This window comes from Limnobacter humi (assembly GCF_024518835.1).
Classification (GTDB): Bacteria; Pseudomonadota; Gammaproteobacteria; order Burkholderiales; family Burkholderiaceae_B; genus Limnobacter; species Limnobacter humi.
Genome location: NZ_JANIGO010000002.1, coordinates 205512 through 228678 on the forward strand (window position 1 = coordinate 205512; position 23167 = coordinate 228678).

The following is a 23167-nucleotide window of genomic DNA, read 5'->3' on the forward strand; positions in this document are numbered from 1 at the left end:
CGGGTCGAAAGCGGTCCTTTCTCTGACAACATCGCCCTAGCCCGCACTCAACCCCCACAACACATCCAGCACATGTTGCGTAGGCCGCTCGACGTCCCCACCACGGTGGGCAATACCAAGTTGACGCCACAATAAGGGCTGTAATGGCCGCATGACGATCCTGGTATCGGGCAATGGCGTGGAGGCTTCATGCGGCAACAACGTCGCACCATAACCGGCCGCCACTAGGCTTTTGATCGCATCGTTGTAGTTCAGTTGAATACGCGGCGTGGGCTGCCGTCCATCACTGGCGAACCACTCCGAGGTCAAGCGCGAAAGCCGAGTAGTTTTGTCATTCAGAATTAATGGCTGGGCGGCCAGCCAACCGGGGGTCACAACATCCGGGCATTCCCAGCGAGCCGGCAAGAAGGCCATGACCGGGTCCCGCCGCCATGGCTCGATCCGCAATTCCTTCACCGGGGTCTGTGGCAGCGCGACCAGACCGATCTCCAAAGAGCCCTCGGCAAGCTTCTTCAAAGTTTCCTGCGACGTGAGCACCGCGACCTGCACATCGATAGCGGGATGGCGTTGGCCCAACGTCTCCAAAGCTTGCGGCATCAACTGTGCGATGGCCCCTGTGGAGGCACCCAGCCGCACACGCCCGGCCAAGCCCTGCACCTGACGCTCCACGTCCTCAAGCGCCTGCTCCGCATCCGCCAACAGGCGCCGCGCGCGCTCCACCAGCGTTTCTCCAATCGCCGAAGGCTGAATGCGCCCACGTGTGCGCGACAACAGCTTTCCGCCAACCCGCGACTCCAGGTCGGCAATATGCAAACTGACCGTGGGTGGCGCGAGGTGCAGCACACGGGCCGCCTCGGCAAACGAACCCAGGTCGGCAATGGCCACCAACGTGCGCAGACGGTCCAGGCTGATTTCGCGCATGAGTCACTCCTTGTTCAGAAAAGCTGAATTTCATCGTTTAGAAATTCAACTTTTCCTATCTTAGCCCCTCACTGAAGATTGGAACTCCTGATTTCCTATGTCCGAGAGCATTCCATGGCAAGTCCTCTTATATTCATCGACGGCGACCAAGGCACCACCGGGTTGCAAATCCATCAACGTCTACGCGACCGGACCGATCTGCGGCTTATCACGCTCAGCCCCGAACATCGCAAGGATCCGCAACGTCGCGCCGAAATCATCAACGCCTGCGACATCGCGATTCTCTGCTTGCCCGACCAAGCCGCACGCGACGCTGTAGCGAGCATCGAAAACCCCGCCGTTCGGGTGATCGATGCGAGTTCGGCGCACCGCACCCATCCAGACTGGACCTATGGTTTCGCGGAGATGAACTCGCAGCAGGCCCAACGCATCGCCACGGCACGGCGGGTCAGCAATCCCGGTTGCTATCCCACGGGGGCGATAGGGCTGCTGCGCCCATTGCTGGAGGCCGGTGTCATTTTCAGAAGGCGATAGCACGAATTATCAAAAGTCGGCCGCACGGTTTTTTCTGACGGTTGACGTCACCTCAGAAAACGGAAAATAAAGCACGCTTAGGCGTAGTTCCCTTGGCTACACCGCGTCGGTACTGCGCGGTTCTTTCTTCCCTTGCAGTGAAGCAATCAGCGGGCAAGAAACATTCCCCTGCCGCAGGTGGCAGGCACACACAAGTTCGGAAAGCACCGACTCCATACGCGCCAAGTCAGTCATTTTTTCGCGCACGTCCTTGAGCTTGTGCTCGGCCAGACTACTGGCTTCCTCGCAATGGGTGCCATCCTCCAGCCGCAGCAGTTCGGCTATTTCATCCAGACTGAAGCCCAGCCGCTGGGCTGATTTCACGAACCGCACCCGCGTTACATCCGCCTCGCCATAGCGGCGGATGCTGCCGTAAGGCTTGTCCGGCTCCGGCAACAAGCCCTTGCGCTGATAGAACCGGATGGTCTCTACGTTGACCCCGGCCGCCTTGGCGAAAACGCCGATGGTCAGATTTTCCAAATTGTTTTCCATATTGCTTGACTCCGTACATGACTACGGAAGTAAGGTTACGCTATCCAATTTAAATTCGAAAGGACACGCGCATGTCTGAACCACAAAACGGGCGCGGGGCGCTCTTCGCCGGCGGGCTGGCTGCCATCCTCGCCTCGGCCTGCTGCCTGGGGCCGCTGGTTCTGGTCACCTTGGGGTTCAGCGGCGCTTGGATCGGCAACCTGACGGTATTGGAGCCGTATCGGCCGATCTTCATCGGCGCGGCGCTGGTTGCACTGTTCTTTGCCTGGCGGCGCATCGTCCGACCGACCGCAGCCTGCAAGCCGGGCGAGGTGTGCGCGATTCCGCAAGTGCGCACCACCTACAAGCTCATTTTCTGGTTCGTCGCCGTGTTGGTCTTGGTCGCGCTTGGTTTTCCCTACGTCATGCCATTTTTCTACTAATCAGGAGTTCATCATGAAAAAGCTGTTTGCCTCCCTCGCTCTCGCCGCTTTCGTTGCCCCCGTGTTCGCCGCCACTCAGACCGTCACGCTGTCCGTGCCTGGCATGACCTGCGCCTCTTGCCCGATCACTGTCAAGCACGCGCTTTCCAAGGTCGAGGGTGTGAGCAAGACCGACGTAAGTTTCGACAAGCGCCAGGCCGTCGTCACCTTCGACGATGCCAAGACCAACGTCCAGAAGTTGACCAAGGCGACCGAGGACGCGGGCTATCCGTCCAGCGCCAAACGCTGATCCGTTGAACCGAATTCGGGAGCGACACATGGGACTCATCACGCGCATCGCTGACAAAACCGGCGCGCTCGGCAGCGTCGTTTCCGCGATGGGTTGCGCGGCCTGTTTTCCTGCCATCGCCAGCTTGGGCGCGGCCATCGGACTGGGCTTCTTGAGCCAGTACGAAGGGCTATTCATTGGCATCCTGCTGCCGATGTTCGCCGGCATCGCGCTACTCGCCAATGCTATCGCTTGGCTTAATCATCGACAGTGGCGACGCACGGCGCTCGGCACGATAGGCCCGATCTTGGCGCTGGCAGCGGTGTTTTTAATGCGGGCTTATGGCTGGCAGAGCGGTGGGCTGCTCTATGTCGGCCTGGCCTTGATGGTTGGGGTGTCGGTCTGGGATTTCATCTCGCCAGCACATCGCCGCTGCGGGCCGGACAGCTGTGAATTGCCAGAACAACGTGGCTGACGGCAACAGCCGTAGCCACCACAGAAAAGGAAAAATACATGACCACCCTGAAGATCACCGGGATGACCTGCGATTCGTGCGCTGTGCACGTCAAGGATGCCTTGGAAAAAGTACCCGGCGTGCAGTCGGCGATGGTGTCCTATCCGAAGGGCACAGCGCAACTCGCCATCGAGGCGGGCACGTCACCGGATGCGCTGGCTGCGGCCGTGGCCGGACTGGGCTACAAGGCAACGCTTGCCGATGCTCCGCCGACGGACAACCGCGCCGGATTGCTCGACAAGGTGCGCGGATGGATGGGTGCCGCCGATAAGCACAGTGGCAGCGAACGCCCGTTGCAGGTCGCCGTGATCGGCAGCGGTGGAGCCGCGATGGCGGCAGCACTGAAGGCTGTCGAGCAAGGCGCGCACGTCACACTGATCGAGCGCGGCACCATCGGCGGCACCTGCGTCAACGTCGGTTGCGTGCCGTCCAAGATCATGATTCGCGCCGCTCACATCGCCCATTTACGCCGGGAAAGCCCGTTTGATGGCGGCATTGCGGCGACCATGCCTGCGATTGATCGCAGCAAACTACTAGCCCAGCAGCAGGCCCGCGTCGATGAACTCCGCCATGCCAAGTACGAAGGCATCCTGGATGGCAATCCGGCCATCACCGTTCTGCGTGGTGAAGCGCGTTTCAAGGACAACCAGAGTCTTGCCGTCCGTTTGAACGATGGCGGCGAGCGCGTGGTGGCTTTCGACCGTTGCCTGGTCGCCACGGGTGCCAGCCCAGCCGTGCCGCCGATTCCGGGCTTGAAAGAGTCACCCTACTGGACTTCGACCGAGGCCCTGGTCAGCGACACCATTCCCGAACGCCTGGCCGTGATCGGCTCGTCGGTGGTGGCGCTGGAACTGGCGCAAGCGTTTGCCCGGCTCGGCAGCCAGGTCACGATCCTGGCGCGCAGCACCTTGTTCTTCCGCGAAGACACGGCCATCGGCGAGGCCGTGACGGCCGCCTTCCGTGCCGAAGGGATCAAGGTACTGGAACACACGCAAGCCAGCCAGGTCGCGCATGTGGACGGCGAATTCGTGCTGACCACGGCGCACGGGGAATTGCGCGCCGACAAGCTGCTGATCGCTACCGGGCGGACGCCGAACACGCGCAGCCTGGCACTGGACGCGGCGGGGGTCGCCGTCAATGCGCAAGGGGCCATCGTCATCGACAAGGGCATGCGCACCAGCACGCCGCACATTTATGCCGCCGGCGACTGCACCGACCAGCCGCAATTCGTCTATGTGGCGGCAGCGGCGGGCACCCGTGCCGCGATCAACATGACAGGCGGCGACGCGGCCCTCGACCTGACCGCGATGCCGGCCGTGGTGTTCACCGATCCGCAAGTGGCAACCGTGGGCTACAGCGAAGCGGAAGCGCATCACGACGGAATCGAGACCGACAGTCGCACCTTGACCTTGGATAACGTGCCGCGTGCGCTCGCCAACTTCGACACGCGCGGCTTTATCAAGCTCGTCATCGAGGAAGGTAGCGGACGGCTCATCGGCGTGCAGGTCGTCGCCCCGGAAGCGGGCGAATTGATCCAGACGGCTGTTCTCGCCATTCGCAACCGCATGACGGTGCAGGAACTGGCCGACCAGTTGTTCCCCTACCTGACGATGGTCGAGGGGTTGAAGCTCGCGGCGCAGACCTTCAGCAAGGACGTGAAGCAGCTTTCGTGCTGTGCCGGATGAGGAAAAGGAGGTGTTCGATGAACGCCTACACGGTGTCCCGGTTGGCCTTTGATGCCGGGGTGAGTGTGCATATCGTGCGCGATTACCTGCTGCGTGGATTGCTGCGGCCAGTCGCCTGCACCACGGGTGGCTACGGCCTGTTCGATGACGCCGCCTTGCAGCGACTGTGCTTCGTGCGAGCCGCCTTCGAGGCGGGCATCGGCCTGGACGTACTTGCGCGGCTATATCGGGCGCTGGATGCTGCGGACGGCGATGAAGTGGCCGCGCAGCTTGCCGTTTTGCGCCAGTTCGTCGAGCGTCGGCGCGAAGCGTTGGCCGATCTGGAAGTGCAGTTGGCCACCATGCCGACCGAGCCGGCACAGCACGCGGAGAGTCTGCCGTGAACAGCCCCGAGAACTTGCCGTCCGAGACGCGCAAACCGATCACCGGCTACCTGTGGAGCACGCTGGCCGTGCTGACTTGCCCCTGCCACCTGCCCATCCTTGCTGCCGTGCTGGCCGGCACAACCGCCGGTGCATTCCTTGTCGAGTATTGGGTCATCACGGCGCTCGGTTTGACCGGCCTGTTCCTTCTGTCACTGGCGCGGGCGTTGCGGGCATTGAGGGAAAGATCATGAGCGCTTCCCGGCCGGATGGATGGACTACGGCGGAACTGGCCCAAGCGTTCGAGCGCGGGCAAGGCTTTCTGTTCGCAAAGCCGATGCCGGCGGCGGCATTCGCCGTCTTCGTCAGTCAATGGAGGGGTGCCACCATGAATGCAAATGATCCGACCGCCACCAGTTGCTGCGTGTGCTGAAGGAAATCCCGCTCGATGCCGCCTTCACACCGGAAGGCGCGGAGTACGTCGAGCACTTCTGCGGGCTGGAGTGTTATCAACGTTTCCAGGCGCGGGCCAGCACTGCGACCGAAACGAACGGCGAACCGAACGCTTGCGGTTCGCCGCCGTCAAATTGAGACAAACCACGCTTTCGCTACGTCGCCTCATGTCGGCATCAAATTCGGCTGAGTAGCTTCTCGCCATCTGGACGTAGCTCGCCCTTGGGTGAAATATGCCGATACAGGGTCTGTCGCGTGACGCCAAGTTCCTGGCACAGGTCGCCGACCTTGGTCTCTGGCTGCCCCATTGCCGCCATCGCCAGCCGCAGCTTGGCGGCGGTCATCTTGAACGGCCGGCCGCCTTTCCGGCCGCGTGCCCGTGCTGAGGCCAGGCCCGCCACAGTGCGCTCGGCGATCAACTCACGCTCGAACTCGGCCAGCGCGGCGAAGATACCGAAGACCAGCTTGCCGGCGGCGGTCGTGGTGTCGATGGCCGCGCCGTGCCCGGTCAGCACCTTGAGGCCGATGCCGCGTCCGGTCAGGTCATGGACGGTATTGATCAGATGGCGCAGGTCGCGCCCGAGCCGATCCAGTTTCCAAACGACCAACGTGTCGCCTAGCCGTAGTGCCTTCAGACAGCTCGCCAGACCGGGACGATCCTCGCGTTTTCCGGACGCTTGGTCTTCATAGAGATGCGCCGGATCAACACCGGCCGCGACCAGCGCATCGCGCTGCAAGTCCGTCGCTTGGGAGCCATCCGCCTTCGATACTCGCATGTAGCCAATCAGCATCTTGTACCTGTCACATATACGTTCGATTATGTGACAGTGTGCACCGGAAAGTTCGGGCCGTCAAAATTTGTCACTTAACCCGTCATTCTGTCTAAGACATGCAAAGGGTCCATCAGGCTCATAATGTGACAGAAATTCAGGGAGGATGCCTTCCTTCGCGAAGGTGGTGCGCAACCGTTCCAGGGAAGCGGGGTCGCGCCGACCAAAGGAAGCCAACGCGAACAGCGAGCGGGCCGTCTCGGGGTCGTGCCGCGCTTCAATGATCGCCTCATCAATGGCCTGGACCGCCCGTTGCCAGTGATCGACAGGTTCGGGCTTCGGCGCTCTCGCTGGCAGTCCACTGGTGAACCCGGTTTGGGGCTCGGACCAGAATAGCTTTGCCTGCTCGCCCGGCGGGCTTATATCCCTCACTTCAATCAAGTGGATCGCCGTTGCCGCCGCCTCCAGCGTCTGCAACCGTACTGCCGGGTTCAGGGTTTCATACGGTCGCCACAGACTTTGCCCTGCACGCAGCGGATGCCCGCAGCCTTCCCAGACTTGGCGGAGATACCCCGCGTAGGTGCCGCACGCCGAAAGCGGGGTGTTCAGCTCGTCGAGCAGCGTGCGTAGCAGCCGAAACCACAATCCGGCGTGGATGCGTCGGCGCGGCAGTTCCACATGGCCGGTCGTCAGTGCCTGCCAGGTACGCTGGTCCATCGCCGCAATCGCGTCGCTGGCAGTGCGCGGTTCGGCGTCGGCGTTCTCCCAGCCGAGAAACCGCCCTGGCACGCCCCAATAGGATTCCAGCCAGCAGCCATGCAGTGGGCAGCTCAGCATCAGGGGCAGCTTCCACGCGAGCAGTACGGCTTGGTTCTCCGGATCGTTCAGGCAGAGCTGACAGGCGCGGTGTATCGGTTGGGTGGGCAGCCAGGCACGCCAGCTCGTGATGGATCGCGTCTGACGGCGGAGTCTCGGCAGCAGTACCGAGAGCTGGAACGCATAGGTTTCCAATGCGGCTGGAATCTGATCATCAAGGCTGTCCAGTAGCCAAGGCACCCAGCCGGCGAAACTCATGCAGCGCAGCCGATCCAGCTCGATACCGCTCCGCTGGGAGAGCATCGCCAGCAGCGCCAGTGGTGGCGCGGTGTCCAGGTCATCAACCTGGCCGTGACCAAGATCGTGCTCCAGCAGCTCGGACACTTCCATGTGATAGCAAAGGGCCACGCGGTTGAGCCACGAAGACAGGGCTTCGCCTTCCCTGGGAGCCGGATGCAGTGGCCAGCGTGGCGCTGGCTTCACATCAGTTCCCGCTCGAATTGCCGCCGCCGCTCGCTGGGGCCGGTGTAATCGGCCATGCTGAGCGTGCGGTTGTTGATCGCTTCCTCACCGCTCTCCACGGCAGCGACGGCCGCCGCCATCAACAGGTGCGCCAGCTCGCCGATGGTGCCCTCGCTGCGCGTGAGCAGGTAGCGGGCCATATCCAGCGTGGCAATAGACGAGGGGCGCCGCAGCGGGAGCGAAGCCGCGAAGCTGGCCAGCAGTGAGCAGCAATCGTCGTTGGCTTCCCACACCGGCAGCATCATGGGCTCGAAGCGGTTTTCCAACTGGTCATCCGAGCGGATGGCCAGGTAGGCATCGCGCGTGCCCACACCGACCAGCGGGATGCGCAATTCGTTGCCGAGGAAGCGCAGCAGGTTGAGGAATTCCCGGCGGTTGACGCTGTTGCCGGCCAGGACGTTGTGCAGCTCGTCGATCACCAGCAAACGCACACCGAGCTTGCGCAGCAGTGTCAGCGCCAGTTGCTCTATTTCCGGCAGCCGTGGGCGCGGTCGCAATGGTGCTCCCATCGCCGCGAGCAGCGCGACGTAGAAGCGGATCACCGACGGCTCGGACGGCATCTGCACGACCAATACCGGGATGTGCTCCTGGTCGGCGTCGGAGCTGGCCGGGTGGGCGCGGCGGAACTTCTCGACGATCATCGACTTGCCGTTGTTGGTTGGACCGACCAACAGCAGGTTGGGCATGCGTTGTTTGTTTGGCCACGTATACAGGGCTTCCAGCCGGTTCAACGCCTCGACTGCTCGCGGATAGCCGATCCAGCGGTCGGCGCGAAGGCGATGGATGCGCTCATCCGCCGGGAGACGGGCCAAGCCCTGGGCCGCCGGCAGCAGGTGGGACAGGTCGATGATGGGATATTCGTCCACGGCTACCACTCCTCAATCTGGTCGAACGGTTTGGCAGGTGGCTGGTTGTCCGCCTGCGGGTCTGCCATATCCGTGTCCGCTGGTGGCGTGGTTTTGACAGGTTGTTCCGTTGACTTGAGATGCTGGCGTCGATCCGCGTCGCGCCGCGCCTTGCGCGTGGCTTTCTGCGCAGTGGTCACGATTTCGCGCATCTGCCCGATCATGCGGAACAGCGCCGACTCATCCACCTGTTCGCGCCCTTGCTGCCGCAATTTCGCCAGCGCCTGCCGTTGTTCCCAGAGGGTGACAGCCGGGTGCGACAAGGTACGGTATGGAATTTCCAGATAGTGCTGCCCCTCCGGCTCCAGCACCCAAATGCGGCTGATGTCGCGTGGGTCGCGCCGGATCAGGAACGCAGGCAGGCGGTCGCGCCGAGCTATCCACGGCTTGAGCGCATCGGCGTAGTAGTGGATGTGGTCGATGACGAAGCCAGTGCGGGTCAGGGTGCGGCGGAGGACGGGCAGGAAATCGACCAGAAAAGCCGTGGTGCGAGTGATGACGGTTGGAACGCCGGTACGCGCGACAGCTTCGGCCCAGCGTGCGGCCGGCGGTTGGAGCAGGCCGTTGTGCACGGAGCCGTGATAGGTGCCAACCGCCAATGCGAGCCAGCGTTCCAGCTCGCGCAGTGTCAGGGCGGCCATCTTCTCGGAGGCGTATTCCCCGCGCTGGTCAGGGTTGGAGAAGGTCGTCCCCGGCAATTCGTCGTGGATCATTTGCATCGCCGTGCCGATGATCCGTTCCACGATGCCGCCATAGTGCGGCTGCCCGAGAGGCCGATAGTCCAACCGGATGCCATGCTGCTCGCAGCCACGGCGTAGCGCCTCGCTCTTGAATTCGGCCGCGTTGTCCAGGTAGAGCAGCGCGGGCTTGCCGCTCATCGGCCAGTCCATTTCCACGTCCAACCTTTCCAACCAAGGGCGCTTGTCGCAACCGGCGTGTGCGAGGCACAGGCCGACCGAGACGGCAGATGGCGCTTCTAACGTGACCACCATGCCAACCACGCAGCGGGTGAACACGTCGATGGCGAGGGTCAGGTACGGACGGCCAATCGGTTGCCGGTCGCGCTCGTCCACCACGATCAGGTCGATGACTGTGTGGTCGATCTGTACCTGCTCCAGCGGTGCGGAGACTGGCGGAGGAACACCGCCAACACCTTGCAGGATGCGGGACGCATCCTGGCCTTCCCGAAGTCGAGTGGTCTTGAGTGGATCAAGGCTGGCGATCCGCAACGCGACCGTGTTGCGCGCCGGCATCCGCAGCTTTTGCAGCTTGCACACCCGCGCAACTTCACGGTGGAACGCCGCCAAGCTGCGCTTCTGCTTGGTCAGGAAGCGCTTTTGCAGTAGCTCGCGGATGATTCGTTCGACCGACTCCGGCAAGCGGCCTTTACCTTTGCCACCGCTCGACTGTCCAAGAGCCAAATCAGTGACCAGCCCCGAACCTTGCCGGGCACGGCGGATCAGGACGTAGACCTGCCGCCGGGACAGACCCAGCGCCTGGGCTGCTGCGTCGGCCGCTTCATGCCCGACCGTCTCCGACTGCGCCAACGGCCCAATGATCTCCGCGCGGCAGCGAGCACGCTCCCATGCCTGTTCTGACAGGGTGGCTACGCCGCGCTCGGCAATCGGTACGGTATCGGTCGCCATGCTCGCCTCGCTTTGGTGCACACGAGTATTGAGCATAGACGAGTTTCGTGCAGAGGAGTCCTGATATCGGGCTGTCAGGAGCCGTATGCACAGCAGGCTTCATGTCTCGTTGATTGGTGCAGTCGTCTTCTGAAAATGACACTAAATGCGCCTAGCTCATTTTTACAGCTTAAATGAGCTATTGAGCACACTCCATATTTCGACTATTATTGAAACATGGAAACGATAAATGCTGTAGCCGCCCTGGCGGCCATCGCTCAAGAATCGCGCCTCGCGGTGTTCCGGCTTCTCGTCCAGGCCGGCCCCGCCGGCATGGCCGCCGGAAAAATCAGCGAAGCGGCCGGCATCCCGCCGTCTTCGCTATCCTTCCACCTGAAAGAGCTGGCACACGCCGGCATGGTCACGTCGCGGCAAGAAGGCCGATTTGTGATCTACGAGGCGAACTTTTCGACGGCCACTAACCTGGTGGCCTTTCTCACGGAAAACTGCTGCGGCGGCCAGGTGTGCAACCTGTCTTGCACCACGGAAGCCGGGAAGGTGTTGGCATGAGACTTCGCCATCTTTCCGACCCCGATTCTTTGCCCGCTTTGGACAAATCCTTTGCCATCGAGCGCCCGGCGCTCGGGCTGGCACCCGACGCCCCGCCGGTGCGTATCCTGCTGCTGTATGGCTCGCTGCGCGCCCGCTCGTTCTCACGGCTGGCCGTCGAGGAAGCGGCCCGGCTGCTGCAATTCTTTGGCGCAGAAACACGCATCTTCGACCCGTCCGATTTGCCGTTGCCCGATCAAGTGCAAAGCGACGATCACCCGGCCGTCAAGGAGCTGCGCGCCCTGTCCGAGTGGTCAGAGGGACAAGTCTGGTGCAGCCCGGAACGCCACGGTCAGATTACCAGTGTCATGAAGGCGCAGATTGACCATCTGCCGCTTGAAATGGCCGGCATCCGGCCGACCCAAGGCCGCACCCTGGCCGTGATGCAGGTATCCGGCGGCTCGCAGAGCTTCAACGCCGTGAACACCTTGCGTCTGCTCGGCCGCTGGATGCGAATGTTCACCATTCCGAACCAGTCGAGTATCGCCAAAGCGTTCCAAGAGTTCGACGCGGCGGGCCGCATGAAGCCCTCGCCGTACTACGACCGAATAGCCGATGTGATGGAAGAACTGGTGCGCTTCACGGCGCTGGTACGGCCGCACCGTGAAGCACTGACAGACCGCTATTCCGAACGGAAAGCGGCCGGCCACGTCATCGACGAGGCCACCGATCTTTCATCCATCGCCATTGCTCCCCAGCCACTACCAGAAAGCGAAACATCATGACCGAAAGAATCTATAACGTCCTCATCCTCTGCACCGGCAATTCGGCGCGCAGCATCATGGCCGAAGCTCTCATCAACACGATGGGGCAAGGGCGCTTCCGCGCCTACAGCGCCGGCAGTCACCCAACCGGCAAGGTCAATCCCTTCGCCGTCGAAAAGGTGGAGTCGGTGAATTACCCGACCGAGAATCTGCGCAGCAAGAGCTGGGACGAGTACGCCACGCCCGACGCACCGAAGATGGACTTCATCATCACCGTCTGCGACAACGCCGCCGGCGAAATGTGTCCGGTGTGGCCTGGTCAGCCGATCTCGGCGCATTGGGGATTTGAAGACCCGGCCGCCGTCGAAGGCACTGACGCCGAGAAGCGCCGGGCCTTCGAACAAACCTTCCGGCACATGATGAACCGCGTCCGCCTGTTCGTGAATCTGCCTCTCAAAATGCTTGACCAGACGGCCATCAAGCGCGAGCTGGCGAACATCGGCAAGACCGAGCAGGAAGCATGAGCGCCGGCGCACAGGCCATCGCCGCGAAGCCGCGCCAGGCCCCGATGAGCGGCTTCGAGCGTTACCTGACGCTGTGGGTGGCCCTGTGCATCGTCGCCGGTGTTGCGCTCGGCCAGGGCCTTCCTGACGTGTTCCAGGCCATAGGCCGCATGGAAGTGGCCCAGGTCAATTTGCCGGTGGGCCTGCTGATTTGGGTAATGATCGTCCCGATGCTGGTCAAGATCGACTTCGGGGCGCTGCACCAGGTCAAAGAGCATTGGCGCGGCATCGGCGTCACGCTGTTCGTGAATTGGGCCGTCAAGCCATTCTCGATGGCCCTGCTGGGGTGGCTGTTCATCCGACAAGTGTTCGCTCCGTTCCTGCCGGCCGATCAACTGGACAGCTACATCGCGGGCTTGATCTTGCTGGCCGCCGCGCCCTGCACGGCAATGGTGTTCGTGTGGAGCCGCCTTACCAACGGCGACCCGCTTTTCACGCTCTCGCAAGTGGCTCTGAACGACGCCATCATGATCGTGGCCTTCGCGCCCATCGTCGGCCTGCTGCTGGGCATGTCCTCGATCTCGGTGCCTTGGGACACGCTGCTGATTTCGGTCGTGCTCTACATCATCGTGCCGGTGATCCTGGCGCAGCTCTTGCGGCGGCATCTGCTCAAGCAAGGACAGGCCGCCTTTGAACGGGCCATGCAGAAGATCGGGCCGTGGTCGATGGCCGCGCTGCTGCTGACGTTGGTTCTACTGTTCGCCTTCCAGGGCGAGGCCATCATCCGGCAGCCGTTAGTGATCGCCATGCTAGCCGTGCCGATCTTGATTCAAGTGTTCTTCAATTCCGGGTTAGCCTACTGGCTGAACAAGCGGGCGGGGGAAAAGCACTCTGTCGCCTGTCCTTCGGCCCTGATCGGTGCCAGCAACTTCTTCGAGCTGGCCGTGGCGGCCGCCATCAGCTTGTTCGGTCTGCACTCCGGCGCTGCATTGGCAACCGTGGTCGGCGTCCTGGTCGAAGTGCCGGTGATGCTGCTGGTCGTGCGCGTGGTGAATCGCTCGAAGAGCTGGTACGAACGAGGTTGAACATGAGTAGGAAAAAACTGAGGAAATGATTGCAGATTGCCGCGCCGGCCGCTTCCTGGCGCATTCGATCACTGACCTGGAACACCTAGTATCCATGCTTGCTGAGGTCGCCCGATGACAGACCCAAAGAACCTAGAGAACAGGCTGCATGAGAAGGCCGACCCGGCCCGCGCCGTTTCCACTGGTCGGGTGCGCTACACACTGGCCGAACTACTGGCCGACGCGGAAGCATCCGGGGCTTACCCGCTGCCGCCGGAGGAACGCGAATGGATGGATGCGCCGTCTGTGGGTCGGGAATGGCCAAACAGTGAAGATTGAAAAAGGCGGCCAGTTCGAGTGGCCGCCCTTTCGTCATTAGCTGCACGCTTGGCGCAAGGCGTTCATTGCTTCTTGAAAATCAGCCTGTGTCGCCCGGCCCGTTTCAGCTTGGTAGTACACCACCATAAAAGCATTAGCGACGGCTTCGGCCAATGGCCCAAGGCTCCGCGCTTCCGCTTGGTTGATGTACTCCAAAGAAGAAAGAATAGCCGCTGCTTGATGCACTGCTTGCCCTGGTTCGATAATATGTTGTGTTGTCATAATTCACCTCTCCAGTAGGTGTTGATTGAAAGTGCCGGGCTGGTTGTGGCCAGCCCGGTGCGCCTACAGGTACAGCCCCGCCGCCTCCGCGAATGCTGACCGCTCATTCCTGCCGCCATTAACCTCAATACTTATCGGCTTAGTTTCGCTCTCTCTCATAGGGTCTGGCCGTGATACAAAAGCGGCTGTTTCTGTCTCTGCATCGACCTCGGTCGATTGATCACCCAGCGGCGAAATAAATACCTGGCTGACTTCTTCCCTTGGCGCTTCATCCAGGGCCGCCAATGCGGCCATGTATGTTGATGTCGTCATCGTGCTAACTCCTGACTTCGTTACTATCTGGGCCAGAATCGGCGCCCAAGCTATTGCCCTCGAACTGGCCAGATTGGCTTGCTTCTTTCGGCTCCATGCTTTCGCGTATCGAAGCAGCCAGTTTTCCGCCTGTGGTTTCGCTCACTCGCTCCTGGAATCCCTGCTTCACTTGAGAGCCGACACCCTTGGCTAACTCGGAGGCCGTGCCTGTGGCCAGCTTCGCGGCCTTGGCAAAGCCGCCACCGCTTGAGCTACTGCCGCTGTCACCAAAGCCAGCCGCTTGGGCGAATGGGCTACTGCCAGCAGTACCCGCTTCACCACCACCGTTTCCGCCACTGCTGACAACTGACCCCATGCTGGACATGTCACCGCCGGTTTCCATACTCGCTGATGCTTTCTGAAAAGCCGCTTGGAGTGCACTTGCACCTCCGGCTGCACCGGCTGCGGCACCCATAACCGCTTTACCTGCCAGGGCAGCGCCGCCAGTTGCCATACTGGCCGCCGTCACCGCCGCCCCAACTGCCGCACCCGCACCGAAGTTTCCAATTCCACCGGCTGCGCCAATACCACCACCAGACACAAGACCAGAAATCATCGGCGGAACTTTGTTGACCAAGAAAAGCAAGATGACCGATATAACCAACATCACGGCCAGTTCCTGGGATGCCATGTTCTCGCTGATTTGCGTGTAGTAGTGATTGATGAACTCTTTGCCAATCGCAACCAGAAGCACCATTGCCATAAGCTGTGCGGCCAGGCCCAGCACGGTCTTGTAGTAATTGATCGCCATGTCGGAAGTCCAACGACTTCCACCAAAGCCAAGGAAGAACACACCGGCATACAACAGAATCCAGGCTGATGCGAGCAACAGCAACAGGTTGACCGCAATCAACGCCAGGACAAACAAAACAGCCAGGGCCATTAGCTCCATGACCAGAGCAGTTGCCATCTGCCGCCATCCCAGCTCCGAGGTGGCCTGTACTGTGCGGTTGTATAACTCGAAACCAAGATCAAGGATGCTGGAGGGCCCAAGATTGCTATTGGAAAGTCCCCCCGCCTGCGCGCCCAGAGTTTGCAATGACTGAACAATCGTACCGGCGATATTCATGCCCTGGTTCGCATTCGTCAGCAACCACCAGAAAAAGCCGGTGAAGATCGTGAAGCGAACGAACTCCGCGAAGAACTCGCCAATGTCGGCCTTGCGCAAAGCCATCATGCCGAATGTCCAGACCATCGAAATCACAACCAGCGTCCAGAACAAACGCGATGCAGCGGACTCAATAGCTGGCCCCCATGTTGCGGCAGCATCATGAAAACGCTTGAGCACATCATTCATAACACCGCTGCTACTTAGCTCCTGCGCCATTGCAGGTTCAGCCAGCACCATTGTGGCGACCATCATCAAGCCACCTAGAGCAATTTTCTTTCTCATGGCGACCACCTCAATAATCATCTTTAGGGCTGGGCTTGAACTCCCACTGACGCATCTGCTTGGCCTTCTGGAATGCTCTGCATTCCTCGGTAAAGGCCTCTCGGTTCGCTTCGCTGCGCATTTCATTCAGTGCTGCCTGGAACGCATCGGGGGCACACGTCGCCGCATTTGGTTCGGGCATCCTTTCCTGTTCACATCCAGCCAACAACAGCAACGTAGCCGCGGTAGTAAAAAAGATTTTTTTCATCTCACCGCCTCCCTAGTAGTTGTCTGCCGGACTCGGGCGAAACGTCCAGGTACGCATTTGCTCGGCCCTGGCATCACCTCGCGCCTCGGCATCGAGTTCTGCTGCAATCCGGGCTGCCTCCGCGTTGTGTTGGGCGGTCAACATGGTGCGAATCTGCAAGAGCTGATTGGCCTGCTGGCTGGCGAGCTGGTTGGCGTAGCCGATGGCCTGTAGCTGGCCAGTTGCACCCTGGGCCGCGCCTTGCAGCCGCTCCAGGGTACGGGCGTCATCCTTCAAAGCCTTTTGCTGGTCGGCAACGGTCTGGAACAGGGCATCGTTGGCCTTCTTTTGCGACTCTGACGCCAGGCGGCGGTTCTCTTCCATCGCTGCCTTTTCGGCCGGCGTGCATCCGCCGCTGCCGTTGAAGCATGGCGAGCTGCGGTAATAGGCCACGTCCTGAAACTTGGCCAGGTAACGATCCAGGCTGCCTAGCTGGTTCTCGTAATAGGCCAGCGTGTTTTGCGCGGCAATCAGCCGGTTGATCGTAGTCTGCGCCTGATCCCAGATATACGCGGCTGGGGCCATCGTGTTCTGGAGCTGATTTTCGTACTGCTGCAACTGGGTCTGGTACTGCTCAATCTGCTTGAGCGTCTGCGCCACCGACTCGATGGCCGTCATGATGTTCTGGGCCAGGTTGCCGCCGTCGATGACGGGGATACCAGCTTGCACAGGGGCGGTGGTAGTGGTGATAAAGCCGGTTGCGAGTGCAACGGCTAGAGCGGTTTTTTTAGCCGCTAAAATTTTGGACTTCATGGTCGTACTCCGTCGATGAAAAGAAGGCATTGCCTTGACCAAGCGTTGTGCTTGTTCTCGGCAACGTTTCATCGAAGAGCTACGCCACTAGCTGATCGGTATTGCCCTTGGCGCTGAGGCCCGGACTTACAAACGTAAAACTACTCTGTTTTTTTATCGCTTTCGGACAAGCCAACTTCCCGGCCAATCTCTTCAAGCTCTAGCGGCTGTACTGCCGCCGTCAGTATTTCGCGTATTTCCGCGTCGGTGCTCCTATCGTTGAGCGCTGCTCGAACTTTCAACGCACGGTGCACCTCGGCGGGTAAATTCCTGATAAGCACATTTGCCATATCAATACCCTTTTGGTGTACCCGACAACCATGCTATCAAAGATATTAAAAATAGCAAGACCTATACTCTTGCAACCGGCGGTAGCCGATCAGCCCCGCAGGGCAGGATTCCCGTTGAGTGCCCCCGGCGCGAATAAGGGACAGTGAAGATAGATAACCGGCTTGCCGGTTAGCTAACTTCACCCATCCTGCCCGCATTTCACCCACTATTGAAAATCTAGCGCATATCGAACGTAAAGCGTTTTATCGTCAAACAAACACCGATTCTTGGCAACATAACCGTAATCGTCACCAAATCGGCCTGCAATCGACATAGTCGCTTCAAAATCGCTGCTCAATCGGCTTTAAATCGGAACCTAAAATGCCAACAATCGACACAAACCATTCGCCCCGATGGGGCGAGTTGGACGCCAAAAAAGAAGGGCATAACCCGCCCCTCAAGTGTCAATGAACACAAGAAATTTGCCTCCCCTCCCGTCATACCACTAAGGCGACGTATTGATACTTGAGGGGCAACCTTTCCTGATGTTGACACCTTCACGCAGGTTACTGGTTATGGGCGTCCAACACACACGGCTCATTCCTGCTTGGTAATAATAAGAATAATAATCTTCTTATTATTCTTACCGAACGAATGGGCACTGCTTAGCCATTTCACGTTTCGAGCCAAGGTTTCAGTACAGATAACTACAAGTGCACACAGCGGCCCTCCAGCACCGTTAGACGCAGATTCTGCTTCAGCTCATGGAATAAGGGACTCCGGGTTGTTTTCCCCTCTCACAAGGCGTTTCAGCGGCCACTGAAGCCGCCTTCTCTTCTTGGCGTTAAACCATCGGCCTATGGCCGATTGATAAAGCCCGCCAGGGCTTTATTGGCAAGGTCAGAACGCGCCCTCAAGGCGCGAGCTGCACCGCGCATGATGGATTATCTTTAGATAATCTTGGATGGATTTCCCAAACTGCCCGCAAAGCAGCGCACCGTCTGGGTTTTCCAAATTGGGACGGGGAACGTTACGACGGCAGAAGGGGAGCGTTACGACGGTAACAAGGGAACGTTACGACGGTAAACGGGTGCAGTTGCCGTGGGGCCAGGCCTCTTGATCTCCCATTTTCCCTTGGCGTATTCGTTCACTACCCAACCCACGGCGGCAAGTTCGGCCAGTGCCTTCCGGGCAGTCTGACGGCGTTTTTTCATAGCTTCGGCATTGGCTTCATCTGGCCAGACATAGCCGCAAAGCGTGTCCAGTTCCACGCGCCCGGATTTGCCGGGGTCGATCCAGCCGCATAGCCGTTGGTGCATCAGCCGTGCCGGATCAGTCTGTAGCACCCGCACTTCCGCCATGTCGATACGGGCATATGGACGATGCCCCAGGATCGCTTCGGCAATACGCGGATTCAGGGCAACCCATAGCCTGCCGTCCGTCTCGTCAAAAGCATGACTCATCAGGTGGAACGCGGCTTGCCGCCGTCCCTTCGTCACAAGGATGGTGACGTTCGACATGCGCAGCAGGCTGGCTTTGAGCGCCTTGATGTTGTCGCCGCTATCCGTCATGCCCGTTTCTGAGAGCAGTTTGGTCAGGCTCTCACGAACCACCAAGCCGTCTTGCTCAATGGCTTCGAAACGGGGTTCAAGGAATAGCCGTAGCTGTCGCCCCGTCTCACTGGTCGGTTCCGGGGTTAGCAAGATGCCGTTCGGGCCGCCAAGGGCCACGATGCCTTGCAAAAGACGCATATCATCGGCCCCGAGAGGTTCGAATCCGACGAAACGCATGGATTCGTCCTCGCCAAAGGTGTAGGTCACGTCCAGCTTGCAGCGTTTGCGATCGCCACGCTTGAGGCTGCGGAACAGGCCAGGTGCCAAACAGTGCGCGGGATCATGTCGGACGTGGGTCAGGTCATGCTTAGGCTTCTTCACGCTGTCTCCTTTTCACCTTGCACTGCCGCTCCAGTACAGCAGGCTTCAACACGCCGCCGTCGTGCCGTCTAAACCAGAGTTCTTGAAAAGGTGCGCCATAGTTGGCCTTGCTGACGCCAAAGCGGACAAAATACCCACGCTGACAATCATCGACCCCCAGTATCTCGGCCTCGCCTTGCGTCATGCCGGATAGGTACGATTGCCAACGGATGTTATCAACCAGTACGGACGATCCACGACTGGCCTGCTGTTGATCGCCCGACCCCATCATGGCTGCGCTTTTACTCGCGTGGTGCAGAAACACAATGGAGCAGCCTGTATCAGCGGCTATGGCCTCCATGTGCCCAACAACCTGCGCCATCGGCCCGCTAGCGTTCTCCTCCTCAATGTGGAAGCGCCGCAAAGTGTCCAAGATCATCAAGCGACGACCTTCAGCGGCTCGTTTGAGAGCATCGAACCAGCTAGCAGCCATGATGTTTGGGCATTTACCGATCAAGGGTTCAATGAGCAAACCATCAGCCACGGCTTGCCGTTCCGCTGCGCTGAGGTGTGCCCCAAGGGCGTGCAGACGATGGTGAATAGCGGCCGGTGGATCTTCAGCAGGCAGATAGACCACTTGCCCGGTGGGAAACTCGCCTATTTCAAGTAAATCAGGCCCGCCTGCAATCTGTGCAGCCAATTGAAGGGCCAACATGGATTTACCAGCCCCACCAGGCGACACAAGAGCACCAACAGTGCCAGCAACCATATTAGGCAGAACATAATCAATGGGTGGCGGCAATTCCGTGAAAGCCGCCATAAGATCAAGAGCCATATAACTAGCCCTCTATAGGGCCAGGTCGCGCAGCTTGATCACCCGATGATTTACGTGCCTCAATCCACTCTTCGACCTCTGACAAATCCCAGGCGACATTTCTACTGGTTAACGCGATACGGCGTGGAAAATCCCCTCGCTGCTCCAGGTTATAAATTGTTCGTGTCGAAAGCGGGATCATCTCCAGGAGCTTCTTCCTGTTGATGAGGGTCTTTATATTTTGCATGGGTCAATACCTCTCAAATGAATAGTTGCTATTCATCGAGTAGCTGCGCGAAGCAGCTAATCGGTAATTGACCTGCCCGATGCCAATGGCGGCCTTATTTATAAATTCACGGCATCAACTTCAATGCTATCAAAGATAGCAAAAACATCAACCCTTACTGCCTCCCGAAGTCCACTCATCAATCATATCGGCCCAATCCTGCAACATCGCCGCCCGCTGCTCGCGGTACTCAGCCTTGTTGTAGACAGCCCTCACGCCCTTCTGCTCGTGCGCCAGGCACTTCTCGATCCAGTCGGTGTTGTAGCCGGCCTCATGCAACAGCGTGCTGGCTGTGCGCCGCAAATCATGCGGTCCGAACTTGGTAAGTGACTTCCCATCTTTCTGCGCCGCCTTGTAAGTCAGCGTCAGCACCTGGTTAAGTGTGGCAGCGCTCATCGGCGCATCCGAGTCGTACCGTGATGGCAAAACGAAGTCGGAACCACCGGCAAAGGTTTTCATGGCAATGAAAATATCCAGAGCCTGCTGGGACAGAAATACCAGGTGCGGGTTACGGCGTTTCATCCGCTCCTTTGGAATCGTCCACAACGCTTCGCTGAAATTGATCTCGCTCCAGGTCGCATTGGTCAGCTCGCTCTTGCGCACCATCGTCAGCAATAACAGCTTGGCCGCCGCACGGTTTGTTGGGCTTGTGCCCACTCGCTCCATGTACTGGTACATCAGCCCAATTTCTTCTGGCGTCAACGCTCGGTCACGTGGCTCGAATCGAGCGATGCTTGTTGGGCGCACCAGTTCTGCCGGGTTTTCGACCTTCTGCCCACGCTCGATGGCCCAGCGAAATACCTGCAACACGATTTCACGCACATGAACGGCGGTGGCCGGTGCGCCTCGCTCAACAATGGCATCAGCCAGCGCCCGCAAGTCTTCGTGGGTGATCTCCACCAGCTTCTGATTGCTGAATTTCGGCTTCAGCTCACGCTCATAAACCGAGCGGCGCATATCGCGGGTGGAGTCGGCCATCTGGTAGCCACGCAGCCACTTCTCCGCCCAGGCACCGAACGTCTCTGCATCTTTCACCCGCGCCTTGTCTCGGGCTTTCTCCTTGGCCGGCGACTTGCCCGCCGCAACCATCTTCTTGGCGTCACCCAACAGCTCGCGGGCTTCGGCCAGGGTGATGCCACCGACACCATAACGCCCAAAGGTGATGGTCTCCTGCCGACCGTTGATTGAGTAGTTGTAACGGAACGAGATGGAGCCGGCTGGAGTCACTGCCACATAGAGACCTTCCCGGTCATTCACTTTGTAGAGTTTGTCCCTGGGCTTGAGATTGCGCAGCTTGGTATCGGTCAGCATGTACCTTGTCCTTCTTCGTCTCCGATACCATGCTGAAAAAATCTCGAATTTATCGTATTTTTTCTTACGAAACAGTAACTTATAGAATATTAATACCATGAACACACAAAAGAACGCAGCATGGTATCGGCATCAATCATGGCATCGCCAAACCATAATACCAGCTTTAATGCCATGCTCAAACGGTGCTTGGCGCTTCCTCCCGTTGCCAGATCGTGCCAAACACAAACAAAAAAAAGCCCGCAATTACGCGGGCTTAGCGGCATTTCATGCCATCAGGTGCCTGGCTGTGCCAGACGCGGAATCATTCCCACTCAATGGTCGCGGGGGGTTTGCCGGATACGTCGTAGACCACTCGGTTCACGCCCTTCACCTCATTGATGATGCGGTTGGACACGCGGCCCAGCAGCGCATACGGCAAGTGTGCCCAGTGGGCAGTCATGAAGTCCTGGGTTTGTACAGCGCGAATGGCCACCACGTATTCATAGGTGCGGCCATCGCCCATCACACCAACAGACTTCACCGGCAGAAACACCGCAAACGCCTGGCTGGTGAGGTCGTACCAGGTTTTGCCCACTTCCTCAGGTTTGCACAGGCCAGCGGCAGCATCGGCTGATGTTGATCGGGTGTTGCGCAACTCTTCAATAAACACCGCGTCGGCCAGTTGCAGAATGTCGGCATATTCGGCCTTCACTTCACCGAGAATACGCACGCCCAGGCCAGGGCCAGGGAACGGATGGCGGTACACCATCTCGGGGTCCAGGCCCAACTCAACACCCAGCTTGCGCACCTCATCCTTAAACAGGTCACGAAGGGGTTCGAGCAATTTCAAGTTCAGGGTGTCTGGCAGGCCACCCACGTTGTGGTGGCTTTTGATATTGGTGGCCTTACCGGTTTTTGCGCCGGCCGATTCAATCACATCGGGATAAATCGTGCCTTGGGCCAGCCACTTCGCATTTTGCCGTTGGCCTGCTTCACGCTGAAACACATCCACAAACGCCTTGCCGATAATTTTCCGCTTGGCCTCTGGGTCGCTCACGCCTGTCAACTGCCCCATGAATTCATCGGTTGCATTCACATGAACCACGCGCACACCCAGGTGTTTGGCGAAGGTGTCCATCACCTGTTCGCCTTCTTTGTAACGCAGCAAGCCATGGTCTACAAACACACAGGTGAGCTGGTCGCCAATGGCTTTGTGAATCAATGCGGCTGCCACTGAGGAATCCACACCGCCGGACAGGCCCAGGATGACTTCATCCGACCCCACTTGGGCCCGGATGTTTTCCACGGCTTCATCAATAAAGCTGGGCATGGACCAATCACCTGAACATCCGCAGATATCACGAACAAAGCGGGTCAACATGGCCTGGCCTTGTTTGGTGTGAGTCACCTCCGGGTGGAACTGTACGGCATAAAAGCGGCGATCTTCATCGGCCATGCCGGCGATGGGGCATGAGGGCGTAGAAGCCATCAATTTGAAACCCGGCGGCATCTCGGTCACTTTGTCGCCGTGGCTCATCCACACGTCCAGGAGGCCATGCCCTTGCTCATTGGTGCGGTCAGCAATCCCATCCAGCAGGCGGGTATGACCGTGGGCCCGAATTTGTGCATGACCGAATTCACGCACAGTGCCAGGTTCAACCTTGCCGCCCAGTTGTTGAGCCATCGTCTGCATGCCATAGCAAATGCCCAACACGGGCACACCCAGTTTGAACACCAAGTCGGGCGCTTTGTCCGTGGACTCTTCATAAGCCGATTGATGGCTGCCCGACAATACTATCCCGTTTGCACCATAGGCCTCAATACGGGCAGGATCCACATCGCAGGGCAGAATTTCACAAAAAACACCGGCTTCCCGCACTCGCCGTGCAATCAGCTGAGTCACTTGTGAGCCAAAATCCAATACCAGTATTTTTTGATGATTCATCATGTTAGAAGATTAT

The 23167-nt window shown here is 59.3% G+C and carries 29 protein-coding genes and 1 pseudogene; 13 read left to right on the forward strand and 17 right to left on the reverse strand.

All coding sequences use genetic code 11. The annotated features are described in order from the left end of the window. Positions 1-36: 36 nt before the first annotated feature. Positions 37-921: a LysR family transcriptional regulator gene (locus NQT62_RS05965; protein ID WP_003465017.1), complete on the reverse strand. Its 885-nt coding sequence runs from the start codon at positions 919-921 to the stop codon at positions 37-39. A gap of 114 nt (positions 922-1035) precedes the next feature. Between NQT62_RS05965 and NQT62_RS05970 the strand changes: the two are divergent. After that, positions 1036-1440: pseudogene (locus tag NQT62_RS05970) on the forward strand (N-acetyl-gamma-glutamyl-phosphate reductase); the annotation flags it as partial. A 111-nt stretch (positions 1441-1551) separates the two neighbouring features. Here NQT62_RS05970 and merR read toward each other — a convergent pair. Next, a complete protein-coding gene (gene merR / locus NQT62_RS05975; RefSeq protein ID WP_005798840.1) occupies positions 1552-1986 on the reverse strand; it encodes a mercury resistance transcriptional regulator MerR in 435 nt (144 codons plus the stop codon). Positions 1987-2057: 71 nt separating this feature from the next. On the opposite strand from merR, the gene merT reads away from it, so the two are divergent. The 7 genes from merT (at position 2058) to NQT62_RS06010 (ending at position 5828) form a co-directional block, all read left to right on the forward strand. Further along, positions 2058-2408 (forward strand): mercuric ion transporter MerT, encoded by a 351-nt coding sequence (gene merT / locus NQT62_RS05980; protein WP_005798838.1) that lies wholly within the window; start codon positions 2058-2060, stop codon positions 2406-2408. Between the two features lie 13 nt (positions 2409-2421). Beyond that, positions 2422-2697: a mercury resistance system periplasmic binding protein MerP gene (gene merP / locus NQT62_RS05985; RefSeq protein WP_018228484.1), complete on the forward strand. Its 276-nt coding sequence runs from the start codon at positions 2422-2424 to the stop codon at positions 2695-2697. A 28-nt stretch (positions 2698-2725) separates the two neighbouring features. Beyond that, positions 2726-3151, forward strand: a complete 426-nt coding sequence (gene merC / locus NQT62_RS05990) for an organomercurial transporter MerC (RefSeq protein WP_018228483.1) — start codon at positions 2726-2728, stop codon at positions 3149-3151. A 38-nt stretch (positions 3152-3189) separates the two neighbouring features. Next, positions 3190-4875: a mercury(II) reductase gene (gene merA, locus NQT62_RS05995; RefSeq protein WP_018228482.1), complete on the forward strand. Its 1686-nt coding sequence runs from the start codon at positions 3190-3192 to the stop codon at positions 4873-4875. Between the two features lie 17 nt (positions 4876-4892). Next, positions 4893-5258 (forward strand): mercury resistance co-regulator MerD, encoded by a 366-nt coding sequence (gene merD, locus NQT62_RS06000; RefSeq protein WP_018228481.1) that lies wholly within the window; start codon positions 4893-4895, stop codon positions 5256-5258. Beyond that, entirely contained in the window at positions 5255-5491 is a 237-nt protein-coding gene (gene merE / locus NQT62_RS06005; protein ID WP_018228480.1) for a broad-spectrum mercury transporter MerE, read from the forward strand. Before merD ends, merE begins: the two co-directional genes overlap by 4 nt. Before the next feature lie 172 nt (positions 5492-5663). Beyond that, on the forward strand, positions 5664-5828 hold the full coding sequence (locus tag NQT62_RS06010) for a DUF3330 domain-containing protein (RefSeq protein WP_438362243.1): 165 nt from the start codon (positions 5664-5666) through the stop codon (positions 5826-5828). A 38-nt stretch (positions 5829-5866) separates the two neighbouring features. Here NQT62_RS06010 and NQT62_RS06015 read toward each other — a convergent pair whose 3' ends face one another. From NQT62_RS06015 to NQT62_RS06030, 4 genes are read right to left on the reverse strand one after another with little or no spacing between them, the layout of a single operon-like run. Then, a complete protein-coding gene (locus tag NQT62_RS06015; RefSeq protein ID WP_018228479.1) occupies positions 5867-6481 on the reverse strand; it encodes a recombinase family protein in 615 nt (204 codons plus the stop codon). Between the two features lie 60 nt (positions 6482-6541). Continuing rightward, positions 6542-7759, reverse strand: coding sequence for a TniQ family protein (locus NQT62_RS06020; protein WP_026187900.1), 1218 nt, complete (start codon positions 7757-7759; stop codon positions 6542-6544). Beyond that, positions 7756-8664 carry a TniB family NTP-binding protein gene (locus NQT62_RS06025; RefSeq protein ID WP_256763748.1) on the reverse strand — a complete coding sequence of 303 codons (909 nt, stop codon included), beginning with the start codon at positions 8662-8664 and terminating at the stop codon, positions 7756-7758. The genes NQT62_RS06020 and NQT62_RS06025 overlap by 4 nt, the downstream gene beginning before the upstream one ends. Positions 8665-8666: 2 nt before the next feature. Then, positions 8667-10385 carry a TnsB C-terminal domain-containing protein gene (locus NQT62_RS06030; RefSeq protein WP_013741669.1) on the reverse strand — a complete coding sequence of 573 codons (1719 nt, stop codon included), beginning with the start codon at positions 10383-10385 and terminating at the stop codon, positions 8667-8669. A gap of 180 nt (positions 10386-10565) precedes the next feature. On the opposite strand from NQT62_RS06030, the gene NQT62_RS06035 reads away from it, so the two are divergent. From NQT62_RS06035 to NQT62_RS06055, 5 genes are all read left to right on the forward strand, one after another. Beyond that, positions 10566-10898 carry an ArsR/SmtB family transcription factor gene (locus NQT62_RS06035; RefSeq protein WP_000447876.1) on the forward strand — a complete coding sequence of 111 codons (333 nt, stop codon included), beginning with the start codon at positions 10566-10568 and terminating at the stop codon, positions 10896-10898. Then, positions 10895-11662: an arsenical resistance protein ArsH gene (arsH, locus tag NQT62_RS06040; protein ID WP_001239389.1), complete on the forward strand. Its 768-nt coding sequence runs from the start codon at positions 10895-10897 to the stop codon at positions 11660-11662. The genes NQT62_RS06035 and arsH overlap by 4 nt, the downstream gene beginning before the upstream one ends. Beyond that, complete coding sequence (locus NQT62_RS06045) at positions 11659-12165, forward strand: arsenate reductase ArsC (RefSeq protein WP_000140066.1); 507 nt, start codon at positions 11659-11661, stop codon at positions 12163-12165. The genes arsH and NQT62_RS06045 overlap by 4 nt, the downstream gene beginning before the upstream one ends. After that, positions 12162-13229: an ACR3 family arsenite efflux transporter gene (arsB, locus tag NQT62_RS06050; RefSeq protein WP_001272375.1), complete on the forward strand. Its 1068-nt coding sequence runs from the start codon at positions 12162-12164 to the stop codon at positions 13227-13229. Before NQT62_RS06045 ends, arsB begins: the two co-directional genes overlap by 4 nt. A 114-nt stretch (positions 13230-13343) precedes the next feature. After that, the gene (locus NQT62_RS06055) at positions 13344-13547 is read left to right on the forward strand and encodes a hypothetical protein (RefSeq protein WP_000131871.1); all 204 of its coding nucleotides are present in this window, start codon (positions 13344-13346) and stop codon (positions 13545-13547) included. Between the two features lie 36 nt (positions 13548-13583). Here NQT62_RS06055 and NQT62_RS06060 read toward each other — a convergent pair whose 3' ends face one another. From NQT62_RS06060 to guaA, 11 genes are all read right to left on the reverse strand, one after another. After that, complete coding sequence (locus tag NQT62_RS06060) at positions 13584-13808, reverse strand: type I toxin-antitoxin system ptaRNA1 family toxin (protein WP_000211355.1); 225 nt, start codon at positions 13806-13808, stop codon at positions 13584-13586. A gap of 63 nt (positions 13809-13871) precedes the next feature. Next, on the reverse strand, positions 13872-14120 hold the full coding sequence (locus NQT62_RS06065; protein ID WP_000213809.1) for a hypothetical protein: 249 nt from the start codon (positions 14118-14120) through the stop codon (positions 13872-13874). Between the two features lie 4 nt (positions 14121-14124). Next, positions 14125-15552: a P-type conjugative transfer protein TrbL gene (gene trbL, locus NQT62_RS06070; protein WP_001405816.1), complete on the reverse strand. Its 1428-nt coding sequence runs from the start codon at positions 15550-15552 to the stop codon at positions 14125-14127. 10 nt (positions 15553-15562) lie between these two features. Then, positions 15563-15799, reverse strand: a complete 237-nt coding sequence (gene trbK, locus NQT62_RS06075; protein WP_000718002.1) for an entry exclusion lipoprotein TrbK — start codon at positions 15797-15799, stop codon at positions 15563-15565. Between the two features lie 12 nt (positions 15800-15811). Continuing rightward, complete coding sequence (gene trbJ, locus NQT62_RS06080) at positions 15812-16591, reverse strand: P-type conjugative transfer protein TrbJ (RefSeq protein ID WP_000836966.1); 780 nt, start codon at positions 16589-16591, stop codon at positions 15812-15814. A gap of 140 nt (positions 16592-16731) precedes the next feature. Next, entirely contained in the window at positions 16732-16920 is a 189-nt protein-coding gene (locus tag NQT62_RS06085; RefSeq protein ID WP_000024442.1) for a FitA-like ribbon-helix-helix domain-containing protein, read from the reverse strand. Between the two features lie 1032 nt (positions 16921-17952). After that, entirely contained in the window at positions 17953-18834 is an 882-nt protein-coding gene (gene repC, locus NQT62_RS06090) for a replication protein C, IncQ-type (RefSeq protein WP_000743064.1), read from the reverse strand. Then, positions 18821-19648 (reverse strand): helicase RepA family protein, encoded by an 828-nt coding sequence (locus tag NQT62_RS06095; protein ID WP_001162384.1) that lies wholly within the window; start codon positions 19646-19648, stop codon positions 18821-18823. Before NQT62_RS06095 ends, repC begins: the two co-directional genes overlap by 14 nt. A gap of 4 nt (positions 19649-19652) precedes the next feature. After that, entirely contained in the window at positions 19653-19874 is a 222-nt protein-coding gene (locus tag NQT62_RS06100) for a helix-turn-helix transcriptional regulator (protein ID WP_001179606.1), read from the reverse strand. A gap of 147 nt (positions 19875-20021) precedes the next feature. Beyond that, complete coding sequence (locus NQT62_RS06105; RefSeq protein WP_000954590.1) at positions 20022-21224, reverse strand: tyrosine-type recombinase/integrase; 1203 nt, start codon at positions 21222-21224, stop codon at positions 20022-20024. 304 nt (positions 21225-21528) lie between these two features. Beyond that, positions 21529-23151 carry a glutamine-hydrolyzing GMP synthase gene (gene guaA, locus NQT62_RS06110; RefSeq protein WP_256764416.1) on the reverse strand — a complete coding sequence of 541 codons (1623 nt, stop codon included), beginning with the start codon at positions 23149-23151 and terminating at the stop codon, positions 21529-21531. Positions 23152-23167: the final 16 nt, after the last annotated feature.